At 67.0% G+C, this 15,375-nt stretch carries 13 protein-coding genes; 8 read left to right on the top strand and 5 right to left on the bottom strand.

What is annotated here, in order from left to right; all coding sequences use genetic code 11:
- The first annotated feature begins 34 nt into the window (after positions 1-34).
- Together CV023_RS15270 and CV023_RS15275 are read left to right on the top strand one after the other, a co-directional pair.
- Positions 35-1,342: a DUF6986 family protein gene (locus CV023_RS15270; protein ID WP_230747739.1), complete on the top strand. Its 1,308-nt coding sequence runs from the start codon at positions 35-37 to the stop codon at positions 1,340-1,342.
- 29 nt (positions 1,343-1,371) lie between these two features.
- On the top strand, positions 1,372-2,196 hold the full coding sequence (locus CV023_RS15275; RefSeq protein WP_230747289.1) for a bifunctional allantoicase/(S)-ureidoglycine aminohydrolase: 825 nt from the start codon (positions 1,372-1,374) through the stop codon (positions 2,194-2,196).
- Between the two features lie 115 nt (positions 2,197-2,311).
- On the opposite strand, the gene CV023_RS15280 is transcribed toward CV023_RS15275, so the two are convergent.
- Complete coding sequence (locus tag CV023_RS15280) at positions 2,312-3,787, bottom strand: malate:quinone oxidoreductase (protein ID WP_230747290.1); 1,476 nt, start codon at positions 3,785-3,787, stop codon at positions 2,312-2,314.
- Positions 3,788-4,004: 217 nt separating this feature from the next.
- Between CV023_RS15280 and CV023_RS15285 the strand changes: the two genes are divergently transcribed.
- The 3 genes from CV023_RS15285 to CV023_RS15295 all read left to right on the top strand — a co-directional run bounded on the left by CV023_RS15285 (position 4,005) and on the right by CV023_RS15295 (position 7,574).
- The gene (locus tag CV023_RS15285; protein WP_230747293.1) at positions 4,005-5,105 is read left to right on the top strand and encodes an aminotransferase class I/II-fold pyridoxal phosphate-dependent enzyme; all 1,101 of its coding nucleotides are present in this window, start codon (positions 4,005-4,007) and stop codon (positions 5,103-5,105) included.
- Positions 5,102-6,484 carry an FAD-binding oxidoreductase gene (locus CV023_RS15290; protein WP_230747297.1) on the top strand — a complete coding sequence of 461 codons (1,383 nt, stop codon included), beginning with the start codon at positions 5,102-5,104 and terminating at the stop codon, positions 6,482-6,484. The genes CV023_RS15285 and CV023_RS15290 overlap by 4 nt, the downstream gene beginning before the upstream one ends.
- 91 nt (positions 6,485-6,575) lie before the next feature.
- A complete protein-coding gene (locus CV023_RS15295) occupies positions 6,576-7,574 on the top strand; it encodes an isopenicillin N synthase family dioxygenase (protein ID WP_230747298.1) in 999 nt (332 codons plus the stop codon).
- A 14-nt stretch (positions 7,575-7,588) separates the two neighbouring features.
- On the opposite strand, the gene mmuM is transcribed toward CV023_RS15295, so the two are convergent.
- The gene (gene mmuM / locus CV023_RS15300; protein WP_230747306.1) at positions 7,589-8,506 is read right to left on the bottom strand and encodes a homocysteine S-methyltransferase; all 918 of its coding nucleotides are present in this window, start codon (positions 8,504-8,506) and stop codon (positions 7,589-7,591) included.
- 21 nt (positions 8,507-8,527) lie between these two features.
- Here mmuM and tgt point away from each other — a divergent pair, with 21 nt between their 5' ends.
- Entirely contained in the window at positions 8,528-9,793 is a 1,266-nt protein-coding gene (gene tgt / locus CV023_RS15305) for a tRNA guanosine(34) transglycosylase Tgt (RefSeq protein WP_230747309.1), read from the top strand.
- 246 nt (positions 9,794-10,039) lie between these two features.
- On the opposite strand, the gene CV023_RS15310 is transcribed toward tgt, so the two are convergent.
- Positions 10,040-10,786, bottom strand: coding sequence for a queuosine precursor transporter (locus CV023_RS15310; RefSeq protein ID WP_230747313.1), 747 nt, complete (start codon positions 10,784-10,786; stop codon positions 10,040-10,042).
- Positions 10,767-13,355 (bottom strand): M3 family metallopeptidase, encoded by a 2,589-nt coding sequence (locus tag CV023_RS15315; RefSeq protein ID WP_230747317.1) that lies wholly within the window; start codon positions 13,353-13,355, stop codon positions 10,767-10,769. The genes CV023_RS15310 and CV023_RS15315 overlap by 20 nt, the downstream gene beginning before the upstream one ends.
- A gap of 95 nt (positions 13,356-13,450) precedes the next feature.
- Here CV023_RS15315 and CV023_RS15320 point away from each other — a divergent pair, with 95 nt between their 5' ends.
- Both CV023_RS15320 and CV023_RS15325 read left to right on the top strand, forming a co-directional pair.
- Positions 13,451-14,521 (top strand): AI-2E family transporter, encoded by a 1,071-nt coding sequence (locus CV023_RS15320; protein WP_230747318.1) that lies wholly within the window; start codon positions 13,451-13,453, stop codon positions 14,519-14,521.
- 111 nt (positions 14,522-14,632) lie between these two features.
- Complete coding sequence (locus CV023_RS15325; RefSeq protein WP_230747741.1) at positions 14,633-15,049, top strand: VOC family protein; 417 nt, start codon at positions 14,633-14,635, stop codon at positions 15,047-15,049.
- Between the two features lie 28 nt (positions 15,050-15,077).
- On the opposite strand, the gene CV023_RS15330 is transcribed toward CV023_RS15325, so the two are convergent.
- Positions 15,078-15,293, bottom strand: a complete 216-nt coding sequence (locus CV023_RS15330) for a hypothetical protein (RefSeq protein WP_230747320.1) — start codon at positions 15,291-15,293, stop codon at positions 15,078-15,080.
- Positions 15,294-15,375: the final 82 nt, after the last annotated feature.

Raw genomic sequence — 15,375 nt, forward strand, 5'->3', positions numbered from 1 at the left:
ACTCGCAGCCCGTGCAGAGAAAGTGGAAGTGACAGTGGAACAGAGAACCTTGGCCGAGATCGACTCGCTCCTGTCGGAGACCGATGCGCTGCTGCGCACCAGCTACCCGGGGGAGCGGGATGCCCGCCAGCCCGTGCACACCGTCTATGTGCCCGGTCATGACACCAGCCCCACTCTGCCCCGGGACTGGGGTCGTCAGGCACTCGACGCCGTGGAGTCCAACGGCGGCATGGTCCAACTCGCCGAGCGCGTCATCATCGCCGCCCGCAAGGAGGCCGGGGCCGTCTCCGGGTCGATCGTGCCCAGTCTCCACCAGATCGCCCGCGAGGCCGAAATGCTCGCCGAGGCGGTCACCGAGAAGCTGCGCAGCGAACCCATCGAGGATCTCCGTCTCGACTTCGAGGACGGCTTCGGTCGCCAGTCCGATGAGAGCGAGGACCGGTGGGTGAAGCAGGCCGCCCGCGATGCGATCGCCGGTCTGTCCGAGCCGGCGGCGCCCGCGTTCTTCGGCATCCGCTTCAAGTGCATGGAAGAGGAGACCCGGGCACGGGGTCTGCGGACCCTCGATCTCTTCATCTCCGAGGTGCTCGCCGCCCACGGCTCCTGGCCGTCTCAGCTCGTCCTCACCCTGCCGAAGGTCAGCACCGTCGACCAGGTGCGGGCCATGGTGCTCGCCTGCCGATCCCTCGAAGCCGAGCACCACCTCGGCGAGGGCACGATCCGCTTCGAGGTCCAGGTCGAGACCCCGCAGCTCATCCTCGGCGCCGACGGCACCGTCCCGGTGGCCACGGCCCTGCACGCGGGGGAGGGGCGAGTGACCTCCCTGCACTACGGCACCTACGACTATTCGGCCTCGATGGGTGTGGCCGCCGCCTACCAGGCGATGGACCACCCGGTCGCGGACTTCGCGAAGAACCAGATGATGCTCGCCGTGGCCGGCACCGGCGTCCACCTCTCCGACGGCTCGACGAACATCCTGCCGGTGGGCGAACCCGAGGAGATCCAGCACGCCTGGAGCCTCCACGCCGGACTCGTCCGCCGTCACCTGCGGCGCGGCATCTACCAGGGCTGGGACATGCACCCCAACCAGCTGCCGACGAGGTTCCTTGCGACCTTCAGCTTCTACCGCGAGGGCGGGGCGAAGGCGGCCGGACGACTGCGCAGCTACGTCTTCGGGGAGGACTCCGCGGTCCTCGACGAACCGGCCACCGCCAAGGCCATGGCCCGCTATCTCTCGCGCGGCCTGGCCTGCGGGGCGCACACCGAGGAATTCCTCACCACCCGCACGAACCTCAGCCTCGGCGAGCTCGATCGGCTCGCCCGGACGGGATCACTGAACTGAACCGCATGACCGAGAAGGAGACCCCACCCATGACGACGACCGACCCGTACACCTACTTCGCACCCACCGGCGGGCATCCGCCGCAGTCGGACCTGCTCACCGACCGTGCGATCGTCACCGAGGCCTACACGGTCATCCCGCGCGGAGTCATGCGCGACATCGTCACCTCGAACCTGCCCGAGTGGACGGGCACCCGGTCGTGGGTGCTGAGCAAGCCCGTGGCCGGGGGAGCGGTGACCTTCTCGCAGACGATCCTCGAGGTCGCCCCCGGCGGCGGCTCGGACTCACCCGAACCGCAGCCCGAGGTCGAAGGCTTCATCTTCCTCATGGCCGGGCAGCTCACCGTCACCCATGAGGGACAGGCCCACGAGCTGAGTCCGGGCGGGTACGCGTTCCTGCCCGCCGGGTCGACGTGGAGTGCGAAGTCCACCGGCACCGAGGCGGCCCGCTTCCACTGGGTGCGCAAGCGCTACCAGGAGGTGGCCGGGCTGACCCCCGAGGCGAAGTTCGGCAACGAATCCGATGTCGAGCCCGCGGCCATGCCGGGCACCGACAACCGGTGGCGGACCACCCGTCCGCTCGATCCGGACAACCTCGCCTACGACATGCATGTCAACATCGTGACCTTCGAACCCGGCGCGGTCATCCCGTTCGCCGAGACGCATGAGATGGAGCACGGCCTCTACGTCCTCGAAGGCAAGGCCGTCTACCGGCTCAACGGCGACTGGGTCGAGGTCCAGGAGGGCGACTTCATCTCGATGCGCGCCTTCTGCCCGCAGGCCTGCTACGCCGGCGGACCCGGCCGCTTCCGCTATCTGCTGTACAAGGACGTCAACCGTCAGGTCGAGCTCTGAGAGCTCTGCGCCACCGGCGGTGAGAGCGACAACCGCTTGCCAGAAGGCCCTGCGTCCCGAACTGGTTCAGGTCGCAGGGCCTTCTGGCAAGCGGTAACGCCGCGGCGGCAGCGGCTCAGATGAGCTGCAGGGTCCGGGCGGTGTACTCGGAGAGTTCCTTGAGCAGGGTCTCGTCATCGGCGAGGCTGTGGCCGAGCGAGGGGACCATGTCCTTGAGCGAGGGCTCCCAGTCCGCGTACTGGCGGGGGAAGCAGGTCTTGAGCAGGTTGAGCATGATCGCCACGGCCGTCGAGGCACCCGGTGAGGCGCCGAGCAGGGCCGCGATCGAACCGTCGGCCGAGGAGACGAGCTCGGTGCCGAAGCCGAGGACTCCGCCCTTCTTCTCGTCCTTCTTCATCACCTGCACGCGCTGACCGGCCTGGATGAATTCCCAGTCGCTCGGGTCGATGTTCGGGATGAACTCGTGCATCGACTCGAAGCGGGCCTTCTTCGAGGCGGCCAGCTCGCTGACCAGGTAGGTGACGAGGTCGGTGTTGTCCTTGGCGACATTGAGCATCGTCGCCAGGTTGTTTCCGCGCACGGAGAACGGCAGGTCGGTGAAGCGGCCGCCCTTGAGGAACTTCGGGGAGAAGCCGGCGTAGGGGCCGAAGAGCAGGTAGTCCTTGCCGTCGACGACGCGGGTGTCGAGGTGCGGCACGGACATCGCCGGGGCGCCGAAGGAGGCCTGGCCGTAGACCTTGGCCTGATGGCGGGCGACGAGGTCGGGGTTCGAGGTGCGCAGGAAGATGCCGGAGACGGGGAATCCGCCGTAGCCGCGGCCCTCGGGGATGCCGGACTTCTGCAGCAGCGGCAGGGCACCGCCGCCGGCGCCGACGAAGACGAACTTCGCACCGATCCGATGGGTTTCATGGGACAGCTGGTCCTTGACGGTGACCGTCCAGCCGTCGGAGGCGCGGTCGAGGTCGGTGACCTGGTGGTTGGTGCGGACCGTGGCGCCCTTGTCGGCGACGTAGCTGAGCAGCTGACGCGACAGCGAGCCGAAGTCGACATCGGTGCCGAGCTTGGTCCGGGAGATGCCGTTGACCTGGCCGGGGCCGCGGCCTTCGAACATCAGCGGCAGCCACTCGGCCTGGGTGGCGGGGTCGTCGGTGAACTCCATCTCGGCGAACAGCGGGTTGCGGACCATCTGCTCGCGACGGTTCTTGATGTAGTCGCGTCCCTTCTCACCCCGGCCGTAGCTGATGTGCGGGACCTGGTTGATAAACGACTTCGGGTCCGGCAGGACGCCGTTGTCGACGAGGTGCGACCAGTACTGACGGGAGTGATGGAACTGCTCGTTGATCTGCGAGGCCTTCTTCAGGTCGATGTGACCGTCGGCGTCCTCGGGGGTGTAGTTGAGTTCGCAGAGGGCGGCGTGTCCGGTGCCGGCGTTGTTCCACGGGTCGGAGCTCTCTTCGGCGACGTAGTCGAGCTTCTCGTAGACCCGGATGTCCCACTCGGGCTGAAGCTCGGTGAGCATCGCACCCAGGGTGGCGCTCATGATGCCGCCGCCGATCAAGACGACGTCAACCTTTTCCTGCGTTGAGGGCATTTCGACTCTCATTCCTCGTCACTGAACTGTATGGTCTTCGACTCACAGACTACTCTCCGGCCGCGGCGAACCGATAACCCGGGGAGGGGTGACGGACGGCCCGTGCGAGCAAGCTCACAACCGGCATGCGTCCCGTCGGCGACTCGAATTCCGGCCGTTCGGACCTTTTGCGCGGACACCCTGTGTCGGCCGCCACAAGGTATGCAACTATGGGCACATGTCGAATCGATTCCGTCTTCGCGAGGCCCTCAGCCAGTTCCCGCCCTATGTCCCGGGCAAACCTCCCGTGCAGGCACCCGGCCTGACCCCGTTCAAACTGTCCTCGAACGAGAACCACCTGCCGCCGCTGCCGGGTGTCCTCGACGCGGTCACCGACGGCGGACAGATCCCCGCGAACTATCCCGACCCGAAGTCGACGAAGCTCGTCGCGGATCTCGCCGACCACCTCGGCGTGGAGCCCGCGGAGGTGGTGCCCGGTGCCGGCGCCTCGGAGGTGCTCTCGGCGCTGACGAACATCACGCTCGAAGCGGGGACTTCGGTCGTCTACCCCTGGCCCTCGTTCGAGATGTACCCGATCCTTGCCGCGGCGCGGGGAGCCGAGAAGCGGGCCGTGCCGACCCTGCCCGACGGCCGCCACGACTTCCAGGGGCTGCTCTCCGAGATCGACCAGACCACCGGGCTGGTCCTCCTGTGCTCACCGAACAACCCCACCGGACCGGCGATCACGACCGAGGAACTCGACGGCTTCCTCGCCGAGGTGCCCGCCGACGTCATCGTCGCCCTCGACGAGGCGTACTTCGAATTCGCCACCGGCGCCGAGGCAGTCGACGGTCTGGCCGCCTACCGGAAGCACCCGAACCTCGTCCTCGTGCGGACCTTCTCCAAGGCCCACGGGCTGGCCGGTCTGCGGGTCGGCTACGGAGTCGCCGATGAGACGATCGCGACCGCCCTGCGGCAGGTCATCGCCCCCTTCAGCGTCACCGCCGTCGCCCAGGCCGCGGCCGCGGAGTCCCTCGGGAGGGTCGGAGAGGTCCTCGTCCGGGCCAAGCAGGTGGCGGCCGACCGCGACCGCTTCGCCGCAGATCTGCGCGAACTCGGCTTCGACGTCCCCGATTCCGAAGGCAACTACGTGTGGGTGGCCCTCGACCCCGAGGAGGCCGTGGCCTTCGAAGGGGCCTGCGCCGAGGTGGCCGTGGCGATCCGCCGACTCACCGGAGGCGTGCGGATCAGCATCGGCCCAGACGAGGCACTCGACCGGGTGCGCACGGTGGCGGCGACCTTCGCCGCCGAGCGCCGGGACCGGTCCGCGCAGGCATGAATCCAGACGACCTGTCGGCACGGCTGAGCCCCGGGGCACTCGTGACCGACGCTGATGTCATCGCCGCCCACGCGGCCGACAAGGCCCTGTTCTGCCCGGCCGGGACCGCCTCGGCGCTGGTCAGGGCGCGCTCGGTCGACGACGTCGTGTCGGTGATGCGCTTCGCCACCGAGCATCGGATCCCCGTGGTCACGCAGGGGGCGCGGACGGGATTGTCCGGGGCGGCCAACGCCGTCGACGGCTGTCTGCTGCTCAACGTGGCGGGCCTGAATGAGATCCTCGACATCGACCCGGTCAATCAGACCTGCACCGTCGAACCCGGTGTCATCAACCAGGACCTCAAATCGGCCCTGGCCGAACACGGTCTGTCGTATCCGCCGGATCCGGGATCGGTGGCGATCTCGACGATCGGCGGCAATGTCGCCACGAACGCCGGGGGCATGTGCTGTGTGAAGTACGGGGTGACGAAGGACTACGTGCGCTCGCTGACTGTCGTCCTCCCCGACGGAACCCTGACCCGGTTGGGCCGGGTCACCGCGAAGGGCGTGGCCGGCCTCGACATGGCCTCCCTGTTCATCGGCTCCGAGGGGACCCTGGGCGTCATCGTCGAGATCACCCTGGGACTCAAGCCGCTGTTGAGCCCTCCGATCACCGGGGTGGGGATCTTCCCGTCGATGGCCGCCGCCGGACACACGGTCACCGAGTTCATGTCGAGCGGGGCGGCCCCGTCCCTGCTCGAACTCATCGACGGTCCGACCGTGGGCATGCTCAACGCCTACGGGGACTTCGGTCTGCCCGACGGCGCCGGTGCCCTGCTGCTGGTCCAGTCGGATGCTCCAGGTGCCGGCGGTGTCGCCGAGCTCGAGGCGTTCAAGACCATCGCGGAGGCTCAAGGGGCCGATGAGGTGTTCTTCTCGGATGATCCGGCCGACTCCGAGATGCTCGTGGCGGCCAGGCGGGCGGTGTCGCCGGCGATGGAGAAGTATGCGAACAGCCTCGGCGGGGGAGAGCTCATCGATGATGTGTGCATTCCGCGCTCCCGGCTGGGGGAGTTCTTCGAGAGTCTCGCCGCCATCGACGCCGAGGCCGGGGTCGAGGTGGCCACGGCCGGTCATGCCGGGGACGGGAACATGCACCCGAGCGTGCTCTTCGATGCCTCAGATGAGGCCCAGGTCGCCGAGGCGCGGGAGGTGTTCGCGTCGATCATGCAGCTGGGTCTCGACCTGGGTGGCACGATCACCGGTGAGCATGGGGTGGGTTACCTCAAACGCGACTGGCTGGTCCGCGAGCTCGACGAGGGAGCCCGGCTGCTGCAGGTCAGCCTCAAGGAGGCCGTGGATCCCCTCGGCATCCTCAACCCGGGGAAGATGCTCGGCTGAGACCACCCGGCGGCGACCCCGTATGACGCCGTGTTGCGCACGATGACCGGCCAAGGGCATCGCTTCGCCTCGGCGGTCTATCGTCTGTGACATGACTCTCACACAGTTGCCCATCCTCGACCTCAGCCGCGCCGAGGACCCCGCTACGGCCGAGGCATTTCGTGCCGACCTGGCCCGCATCACTCACGAGATCGGATTCTTCTACCTCGTCGGGCACGGCATCCCCGACGCCGAATTCTCCCGCATCATCGAGGTGGCCGAGCGGTTCTTCGCCCTCCCGGAGGAGGAGAAGCTGGCGATCGAGAACACGAACTCGCCTCACTTCCGCGGCTACACCCGCACCGGCGGGGAACGCACCCGGGGGAAGGTCGACTGGCGCGAGCAGATCGACATCGGACCCGAACGTGACCCCGTGGCTGAACCGGTCCACGACTTCGACAACCTCACCGGCCCCAATCAGTACCCGGCCGCACTGCCCGAACTGCGGGAGGCCACGGACTCTTGGCATGCTCAGCTGACCGAGGTCGGGAATCGGCTGCTCGGCCAGTGGGCGCTCAGCCTCGGACAGGAGGCCGACCACTTCGCCTCGGCGTTCGCGAACGACCCCGAATCGTTCATCAAGATCGTCCGCTATCCCGCCGCCGAGGACGATGCCGTGACACAGGGAGTCGGCGAGCACCGTGACGGCGGAACGCTCACCCTGCTCTACCCGCAGCCGGGAACCACAGGCCTGCAGGTCCAGACCGATGACGGTTGGATCGACGCCGACCCGATCGAGAACGCCTTCGTCGTCAACATCGGCAAACTCCTCGAGGTCGCCACGAACGGCTACCTCAAGGCCACGGTCCACCGGGTGCTGCCGACCCGTCCCGGCGAGGACCGGATCTCCATCCCGTTCTTCTACAACCCCGCACTGAGCTCGCAGCTGCCTCCCGTCGACCTGCCCGCGGAATTGGCCGAGAAGGCGCGCGGAGTCTCCGTGGACGAACTCGACGCGCTGCACTCGGTGTACGGGGAGAACGCGTTCCTCTCCCGCCTGCGCTCACATCCCAATGTCGCGCAGAGGCACTACCCGGAGCACGTGAGCTGAACTGAGCTGAGCTTTCAGCCTCGGCCGATCCCCGAGGCCAGGGCCGCGATGTGGTCCGGCGTGGTCCGGCAGCAGCCGCCGATGAACAGCGCTCCGGTCTCCGTCCATTCGTCGACGGGCCAGGAGCCGACTCCCGCCCCGTTGCTGTCCTGCCAGGTCATGGCTTCGGCGTCGTAGCGCTCGCCCGAGTTCGGGTAGGCGATGAGCGGCAGATCCGTGTGTGCGCCGAGCTCGCGCAGCGCCGGGGTGACCAGGCCCGGACGGACGCAGTTGACGCCGATCGCCTCGATGCTCGCCGAGGTGGACGCCGCCTCGGCGAGATCCGCCAGGGCCGATCCGTCCGGCAGGTGGGTCCCGTCACCGGCCAGCGTCACACTCAGCCACGCGGGAAGCCCGTACTCGGCGGCGAGCCGGCCGAGGACCAGGATCTCGTCGATGCGCGGCTGCGTCTCGATCGCGAGCAGGTCGACTCCCGCTTCGGCGAGAGCCTCGATGCGGGGACGGTGGAAGTCGGCGAACTCGGCCTCTGAGAGGCGGTAGTCGCCGGTGTATTCGGAACCGTCGCCGAGTGCGGCACCGTAGGGGCCGATGGAGCCCGCGACGAGGGCTTCGCCGCCCGCGGCGGAGCGAGCGACCTCGACGCTTCTGGTGATGAGTCCGCGGCCCGCGGCGGCATCGATGCCGGCCCGCGTGAAGCCGAGGGGGGTGGCCTGGTAGCTCGCGGTCGTGACGATTCGGGCACCGGCGCGGATGAAGGCGGCGTGCACCTCGGCGATGGTGTCGGGGTCATCGCGGAGCAGGTCGGCCGACCACAGCTCATGGCCGAGGTCGACGCCGCGGCTCTCCAGTGCGGTGCCCAGCCCGCCGTCGATGACGATGGGCGTGCCGGTGTCGAGTGCGTGCTCGAGCGTCTCGGTGAAGGTCTCGGTCATGGTCCCAGTTAAACTTGTCCGGTGAGCCCATTCGAATCCCCTGCAGCATCTGAGACAGCCCCCGACGCCGAGGTGGGGGTCAACGACCGTTCCCGATTCGGATTCGAGGTCGGCACCCGGCTCGACACCGGCGGACGCACCGGCGTCATCCACACCCCGCACGGGGACATCCAGACACCGGCGTTCATCCCGGTCGGCACCAAGGCCACGGTCAAGGCGGTCCGCCCCGACGAGGTCGCCGAACTCGGCGGGCAGGCGGTGCTCGCCAATGCCTACCACCTCTACCTCCAGCCCGGATCCGATCTCATCGACGAGGCCGGCGGGCTGGGGAAGTTCATGAACTGGCCCGGACCGACATTCACCGATTCCGGCGGCTTCCAGGTGATGAGCCTGGGCTCGGGATTCAAGAAGGTCATCTCGATGGAGTCGACAGGCGAGCAGAACGATGAGCTCGTGGCCGTGGGCAAGGAGCGGCTGTCGAACGTCGACGACGACGGGGTGACGTTCAAATCCCACCTCGACGGGTCGATGCACCGGTTCACCCCGGAGATCTCGATGGGCGTCCAGCACGAACTCGGCGCCGACATCATGTTCGCCTTCGACGAGCTCACCACGCTCGTCAACACCCGCGGCTACCAGGAGGAATCGCTGGAGCGGACCCGGCTGTGGGCGATCCGGTGTATCGAGGAGCACCAGCGGCTGACCGCACAGCGCTCGCACCGCCCCTACCAGGCGCTCTTCGGAGTCCTCCAGGGTGCGCAGTACGAGGACCTGCGGCGGAAGGCCGCCCGGGACTTAGGCTCCATGGACTTCGACGGCTACGGCATCGGCGGGGCGCTGGAGAAGGAGAACCTCGGCATCATCATCCGCTGGGTGTGCGAAGAGCTGCCGGAGAACAAGCCCCGGCACCTGCTGGGGATCTCGGAACCCGATGACCTGTTCGAGGCGATCAAGACCGGTGCTGACACCTTCGACTGCGTCTCGCCCTCACGCGTGGCCCGGAACGCCGCGATCTACACCCGCGACGGCCGCTACAACCTCACCGGCGCGAAGTACCGGCGCGACTTCGGTCCCCTCGACCCGGACTGCTCGTGCTACACGTGCCAGAACTATTCGCGGGCCTATCTGCGCCACCTCTACAAGGCCAAGGAGATGCTCTTCTCCACGCTGTGCACGATCCACAACGAGCACTTCGTCGTCTCCATGGTCGCCGAGATCCGGCAGGCGATGATCGACGGCCGCTTCACCGAACTCGAGACCGAGGTCCTCGGCCGCTACTACGCCTGAGAGTACCCCGTTGTCGCCGTTCACGCGCGGCATCACAAGGCCACCGCGGTGCCGCGCATGTTCTGCGCGGGTGTGCGCGGCCGACGGTTCGCTCAGTCAACACTTAGCTCGAAAACATCGTCTCGGGTGACGATGTTTTCGAGATTCGCGTGGACTGAGGCGCGCGTACCGACACCCGGCACTGTGGACAGTCGCCGATACGTCAATGGATACCTCGAGTCACAGCGGTCAGCCGGCCCGGCGCGCCTATCGACTCGCGTCGGCGGGCAGATCGTAGCTGGGTTCGTGCTTCTTGACGATCTTGATCACGCGGTAGGTCACCGGCATGAGGATGACTTCGACGGCGACCTTGTAGACGAAGCCGACGATGATGTAGTTGATGAAGTCGAGGCCCGGGATGACTCCGGCGAAGGCGATGATGCAGAAGAGCAGGGTATCGACGAACTCCCCGACACCGGTCGAGGTGAGCAGGCGGACCCACAGCTTCGATTCGCCCATCCGCTTCTTCACGGCCACGAGCACCCAGGAGTTGAGCAGCTGGCCGACGAAATAGCCGACCAGGGAGGCCGCGACGATGCGCGGGTAGAAGCCGAGGACCGCGGCGAAGGCGTCCTGGTTCTCATACCCCGGCCCCGGAGGTGAGATGAGGACGAGCCAGAAGACGAAGGTCGCGAGGATCTGCAGACCGAAACCGGTGATCACGGCCTTGCGGGCGGCCTTGAAGCCGTAGACCTCGCTGATCACGTCGCCGAGGATGTAGGCGATGGGGAAGAGGAACGCTCCGCCGTCGGTGACGATGGGGCCGAAGCCGATGACCTTCGTCGCGGAGATGTTGGAGATGATGAGCACCGCGGCGAAGACGGCGAGGAACACCGCGTAGTAGCGGCCCCGGGAGGATGCGAAGGCCGCGAGGCGGTTGGTCGGGAGGTCATCCGCCGGGTCGTCTGCACGACCCGGCCGTCCAGACTCGGATTCAGGCGTCGTCGGCGACAACGGTGATCTCCTTCCCGTTCGTCACCGCGAGCAGCTGCGAGTACGTCAGCGGCATCATCGAATTCGGCGTCCCCGCGCCCGCCCAGAGCACGGGGTGCGCGGCCAGGGTGACATCGACATAGGTCGGGATCGCCTGCGGGTGCCCGCAGGGGGCGACGCCGCCGATGACCTGGCCGGTGGCTGAGCGGACGAAGTCCTTGTCGGCGCGATCGAGAGAGTCCACGCCGATGAGCTTCGCGACATGGTCGGTGTCCACGCGGTGGGCTCCGGAGGCCATGATGAGGACGGGTTCGCCGTCGGCGGAGAAGATCAGGCTGTTCGCGATCGCCCCGACCTCGACTCCGAGCTCTGCCGCCGCCGAGGCTGCTGTCGGGGTGGCATCGGCGAACAGTTCGATCCGGGGTTCGATGCCCGCGGCCTCGAGTGCGGTCGCGACCTTCTCGTGGTTGGGGTGCGGGTCGGGTGCCTCAGCCGCCGAGGCGGTCGTCGGCTCGGGCTCGGATTCGACGTCGGGTTCGGGCTCGGCATCGGCCACCGGTTCGGCCAGCCCGCGACGGCGCAGCAGGGGAGCGACATCGGGGCGGGTGCCGAAGAACTTCTCGATCGCACTCATCGGATCCACCGAGTAGCCGGGGGCGAGGATGGCTTCGCGGAAGGCATCGCCGGCCTCCCGGTTGAGTCCGCCCTGGTTCTCGAACCATTCGCTGACCCAGGCCGCGATGACCTCGGAGTAGAGGTAGGAGTAGTAGCCGGCGGCGTACCCGGAGGCGAAGATGTGCCCGAAGTATGGAGTGCGGTAGCGCGGAGGCACGAGCGGGGAGAACCCGGCGGCGGCGAGGACCTCGGATTCGAAGGACAGGACGTCGGTGATGTGCTCTCCGGCCTCGAGCGAATGCCAGGACAGGTCGAGCATCGCGGCGGCGAGGTATTCGATGGTGGAGAAGCCCTGCCCGAACTTCTCGGATTCGATGAGGGCGTCGACGAGTGTCGCGGGCATCGGCTCACCGGTGTCGACGTGTTTGGCGAAGTGGGGGAGCACCTGCGGGTGGAAGGCCCACATCTCGTTGAGCTGGGAGGGGAATTCGACATAGTCGCGCGGCACCGAGGTGCCGGCGGTCGAGGGGTAGGTCGAGTTCGCGAACAGGCCGTGGAGGACATGGCCGAATTCGTGGAAGAGGGTGGTCAGCTCGGTCGGGTTGAGCAGGGTGGGTCGGCCCGGTCCCGGCTTCGCGAGGTTGAGTGAGAGGGTGACGACGGGCAGGTGTCCGGTCAGCCGGGAGGAGGGGACGAGTTCGTCCATCCAGGCGCCGCCGCGTTTGGTGTCTCGTGAGTAGGGGTCGAGGAGCACGAGCCCCAGGGGGCGTTCGTTGGCGTCGGTGACCTCGAAGGCGCGGACGTCCTCGTGCCAGCCGATGATGCCCTCGCGTGGGGCGAAGGTGATTCCGTAGAGTCCGGTGGCGGCCCGGAAGACGCCCTCGGTCAGCACGGTGTCGAATTCGAAGTACTTGGCCACCTCGTCGGGGTCGATGCCGTACTCGTCGTGCTGGAACTTCGTCAGGTAGTACTTGACGTCGGAGGCGGGGACGTCGTCGAGGCCGTAGCGCTCCTTCACCGTGGCCAGTTCCGCATCGAGCTGGGCATTGGCCGGGGCGATGAGGGAGGACACGATGTCCGCGGCGGCATCGGGGTTGCCGGCGGTCTGGTTGTCGATCGCATAGGAGGAGTAGGAGGGGTAGCCGAGCAGCATCGCCTGCAGTGCGCGCAGGGCGGTGGTGTCGGCGACCTGGGTGCGGGTGTCGCCTTCCCCGCCGCGGGATCCGCGGGCGGTGGAGTTGCTGAGCACGTGGCGGCGGGTCTGCGCGACTTCGAGGGAGCCGAGGGCGAGCTGCTGGGTGAAGTTGTTCAGGGTGAGCAGGAAGCCGTCGAGTCCGCGTTCGGCTGCGCGGGCGGCTGCGGCGGCGATCTGGTCCTCGCTCAGACCCACAAGCTGCTCGGCATCGCTGAGGTGGACGGCGAGTTCCTGCGTATCCGTCTGCAGAGCCCGGGAGAAGGAGGTCGCGAGGGTGGTGAGTTCGGCGGCGATCGTCGTCATCTGCTCGCGTTCCTCCTCGCCGAGGCGGGCTCCCGCCCGGACGAAGCGGTCGACGGTGAGCTCCTGCTGCCGTTTGTCCTCGGGGTTGAGGTCGGTGACGTGGACCTGTTCGATGCGGTGGAAGAGGTCGACGTCGAGCAGAATCGCGGTCTCGGTCGCCGACAGCAGGTCCCGCGCCTCGGCGAAGGCCTCGTGGAGTTCGGGACGGAAGTGGTTCGATTCGATGGCGTTGAGTACCGAGGTGATCCGCGACATCGGCACGGTGGCGGATTCGAAGCGGACCGTGGTGGAGAAGAACGTCACCTCGGTGTCGTCGGCGATGATCGCGGCCACCTCGGCGCGGGCGTAGTCGGTGGCTGTGTGCACCGCGCTCAGCATCGATTCGGGGGTGACCTGGGAGAAATCGGGGAGAGAATAGTCGCCCTGCGGGTCGAGGAAGGTCTCCCAGACATCGATGCTGTTCGGATCGGAGCTCATTCTCGACGTACCACTTTCTTCACGTATGGGTTCTCGCCCACGATCCTAACGTGTGTCGACCTCGGCGTGCATGAACGCTGACTACACTGGAGGCCATGGGCACAGGTCAGGGGGCGTCCCTCTCACTCAACAGCGCGTTCAGGGTCGGCTTCACCGGCACCCTCGGCGTGGGACTGGCCATCGGCCTGATCATGGCCCTGCAGTCCGTGGCCACCGTCATCATCTACATCGGTCTGGCCCTCTTCCTCGCACTCGGGCTCGAACCGATCGTGCTGTGGCTGACCGAGCGCAAGCTCTCACGGTCCCTGGCCGTCATCCTCGTCGTGTTCGCGTTCATCGCCATCGTCGCCGGGGCGGTGCTGCTCATCGCTCCGGCCGTGATCAGTCAGATCCAGCAGTTCATCGACGACCTGCCGGACATCGTCGCGGACCTCGCGACCACCGGGTGGGTGACCGATCTCGAGCAGCGGTTCACCGGTGCCGTCGACCTCGACGCGATCTTCGCGAGCATCAGCGACTGGGTCTCCGATCCGCAGAACGTCCTGTCGTTGGGCGGCGGTGTGGTGTCGATCGGGGCGGGGATCCTCAGCTTCATCACCGGTGTGATCATCGTCGTCATCCTTACCATCTACTTCGCCGTGACCATGCCGACGATCAAGGCGGCGATGATCTCGCTGGTCGCGGCAACTTCACGTCCGACCGTGGAATCCGTCACCGAGGAGGTCACCCGATCCATCGGACGCTACGTCCTCGGGCAGGTGTCCCTGGGCATCGTCAACGGCGTGTGCTCGGCGATCTTCCTCACCATCATCGGTGCGCCCCTGCCGGCGCTGCTCGCCTTCGTCGCGTTCCTCGCCTCGCTCATCCCGCTCGTCGGTCCGATCACCGGTGCGATCATCATCACGGCATCGTGCCTGATGGTCTCGCCGGGGCTGGGCATCGCCGCGGGCATCTACTACCTCGTCTACATGCAGGTCGAGGCGTACCTGCTCAGCCCGCGCATCATGAATAAGGCCGTCGACGTGCCCGGTGCGCTGGTCATCATCGCCGCGATCGCCGGCGGCACCCTGGGTGGAGTGCTCGGTGCCGTGGTCGCCGTGCCGGTGGCCGCCTCGGGGCTGATCGTCATCCGCAAGGTCGTCGTGCCTGCACAGGACAAGAGGTAGGGCTAGCGGGGCCGGAACTAAGGGGCTCGTCGACTGGTGCATCTCAGCATTCAACAACAATTGGGTCTCTGGAATCCTCAATTGAATTTGGGCGTCTGGCAGAATCGTCCGATGGTTGGTTTTCATCACGTTGAGGTGTGGGTCCCCGATATCGACGAAGCTGCACGGGACTGGGGGTGGCTGTTGGACCGCCTCGGCTTCACCCTTGAGAGCACCTGGACACAGGGGCAGTCTTGGGCCGCCGGCGGGACTTATCTGACTCTGACGACATCCCCGAACATGAGCGCACAGGCCCACGATCGACGGAGGCCGGGAATGAACCATCTTGCCTTCGAAGCAGGCAGTCCCTCGAATGTGGACTCGATCATGACGGATGCAACGAACCACGGATGGCTTCCTCTCTATCACGATCGCTACCCGCATGCGGGCGGCGGAGAACACTATGCCGGTTGGCTGGAGAATGCCGCAGGGTTCAAGGCTGAGGTTGTGGCAGAACGGTTTTCTGCGGAAGAAACTTCTGGCTTCTGAGGAAGCTCCTGGCTAGTCGGAGTCGTGACTATTGGGAGTCGCGTCCGCGTGACTTGCGGACGATGAAGCCGATGATGAATCGGCAGAGGTAGTAGGTGCCGAAGTAGCCGATGACAGCGACGACCAAGGTGACGAGCAGGTTGGACTCACCGGTCCCGATCACGGACAGCGTGGCGAAGACCGTGACGGAGATCGCCAGGAGATAGGGGATCAGCCGCAGGGTCGGGTTGTCGATGTCGCGCATGAGTTGAGGGTACCAAGACTCGTGACCGGCGCCGAGGCGGCGGTGGCGATCGCGGACATCGTCCGGTCGACGCCGGGTTAGG

This window comes from Brevibacterium sp. CCUG 69071 (genome assembly GCF_021023135.1).
In the GTDB taxonomy this organism is placed as follows: Bacteria; Actinomycetota; Actinomycetes; order Actinomycetales; family Brevibacteriaceae; genus Brevibacterium.

Bases quoted from the DNA above. Each gene is read 5' to 3' on its own strand.
- CV023_RS15320 (WP_230747318.1), top strand. From the start codon at position 13,451: ATGGGCACAGGTCAGGGGGCGTCCCTCTCACTCAACAGCGCGTTCAGG.
- CV023_RS15275 (WP_230747289.1), top strand. From the start codon at position 1,372: ATGACGACGACCGACCCGTACACCTACTTCGCACCCACCGGCGGGCAT.
- CV023_RS15325 (WP_230747741.1), top strand. From the start codon at position 14,633: ATGGTTGGTTTTCATCACGTTGAGGTGTGGGTCCCCGATATCGACGAA.
- CV023_RS15290 (WP_230747297.1), top strand. From the start codon at position 5,102: ATGAATCCAGACGACCTGTCGGCACGGCTGAGCCCCGGGGCACTCGTG.
- mmuM (WP_230747306.1), bottom strand. From the start codon at position 8,506: ATGACCGAGACCTTCACCGAGACGCTCGAGCACGCACTCGACACCGGC.
- CV023_RS15295 (WP_230747298.1), top strand. From the start codon at position 6,576: ATGACTCTCACACAGTTGCCCATCCTCGACCTCAGCCGCGCCGAGGAC.
- CV023_RS15280 (WP_230747290.1), bottom strand. From the start codon at position 3,787: ATGCCCTCAACGCAGGAAAAGGTTGACGTCGTCTTGATCGGCGGCGGC.
- CV023_RS15285 (WP_230747293.1), top strand. From the start codon at position 4,005: ATGTCGAATCGATTCCGTCTTCGCGAGGCCCTCAGCCAGTTCCCGCCC.
- CV023_RS15330 (WP_230747320.1), bottom strand. From the start codon at position 15,293: ATGCGCGACATCGACAACCCGACCCTGCGGCTGATCCCCTATCTCCTG.
- CV023_RS15315 (WP_230747317.1), bottom strand. From the start codon at position 13,355: ATGAGCTCCGATCCGAACAGCATCGATGTCTGGGAGACCTTCCTCGAC.